This window comes from Bradyrhizobium sp. LA6.1 (assembly GCF_040547805.1).
Lineage (GTDB): Bacteria > Pseudomonadota > Alphaproteobacteria > Rhizobiales > Xanthobacteraceae > Bradyrhizobium > Bradyrhizobium barranii.
This window is the reverse complement of record NZ_JBEPQK010000062.1, coordinates 1-1,102: the sequence shown is the minus strand read 5'-3', so window position 1 is coordinate 1,102 and position 1,102 is coordinate 1. Positions and strand designations below refer to the sequence as shown.

At 66.2% G+C, this 1,102-nt stretch carries 1 protein-coding gene; it reads left to right on the top strand.

Going from position 1 to position 1,102, the window contains the following annotated elements; all coding sequences use genetic code 11:
- Positions 1-157: 157 nt before the first annotated feature.
- The coding region (locus ABIB99_RS44460; protein WP_354182311.1) for an IS256 family transposase at positions 158-1,102 on the top strand (945 nt) is incomplete at its 3' end.

Sequence of the window (1,102 nt, the reverse complement as noted above, 5' to 3'; positions counted from 1 at the left end):
GGGTCGTGTCCCCGGCGGTGGTGTAGCTCGGTAGAGCAAAGCCGCCCGGACGCGCGCCTCAACTAGCGCCGTAGCGGGCGGGCGGCTTTGCGGTGGTCACCGGCAGTTCTCCGGTAGGATCGGGTTGCGACACGCCAACGCAACCGAGGAACCACCGATGACCGACGATATGATGAACCTGCGCACGCTCGTGGAGAAGACCCCTGATGCCGATCTGTTGCGCGAGATGATCGGCTTTGCTGCCCAAAGGCTGATGGAGCTCGAGGTCGAAAGCCAGACCGGGGCGGCTTACGGCGAGAAGAGCCCCGAGCGTCTGGCCCAGCGCAACGGTTACCGCGACCGGATATGGGAGACCCGCGCCGGCGCGGTCGAACTGCGCATTCCCAAGCTGCGCAAGGGCTCTTACTTCCCGGGTTTCCTGGAGCCGCGCCGGATGGCCGAGAAGGCACTCACCGCCGTGGTTCAGGAAGCCTATGTGCAGGGCGTCTCTACCCGCTCGGTCGACGATCTCGTCCAGGCGATGGGGATGAGCGGCATCTCCAAGAGCCAGGTGAGCCGGCTCTGCGCGGAGATCGACGACAAGGTGAAGGCGTTCCTCGCCCGGCCGATCGAGGGCGACTGGCCGTATCTGTGGATCGACGCCACCTACGTGAAGGTGCGCCAGAACGGGCGCATTGTGTCGGTCGCGGTGATTGTCGCGGTCGGCGTCAACAACGACGGCCGACGCGAGGTGCTCGGCATGGACATTGGTCCCTCCGAGGCCGAGACGTTCTGGACGGCGTTCCTGCGCAAGCTCGCCCGCCGGGGCTTGCGTGGCGTCAAGTTGGTCGTCTCCGACGCCCATGAGGGCATCAAGGCCACCGTCGCCAAGGTGCTCAACGCCAGTTGGCAGCGTTGCCGCGTGCACTTCATGCGCAATGCATTGGCCCATGCCGGCAAGAGCGGGCGGCGCGTCGTCTCTGCCTTCATCGCCACCGCGTTCGCCCAAGACGATGCCGAGGCCGCAACAGCGCAGTGGCGCAAGGTCGCCGACCAGCTTCGCCCCAAGCTGCCCAAGCTTGCCGGCTTCCTCGACGAGGCCGAGACCGATGTGCTCGCTTAT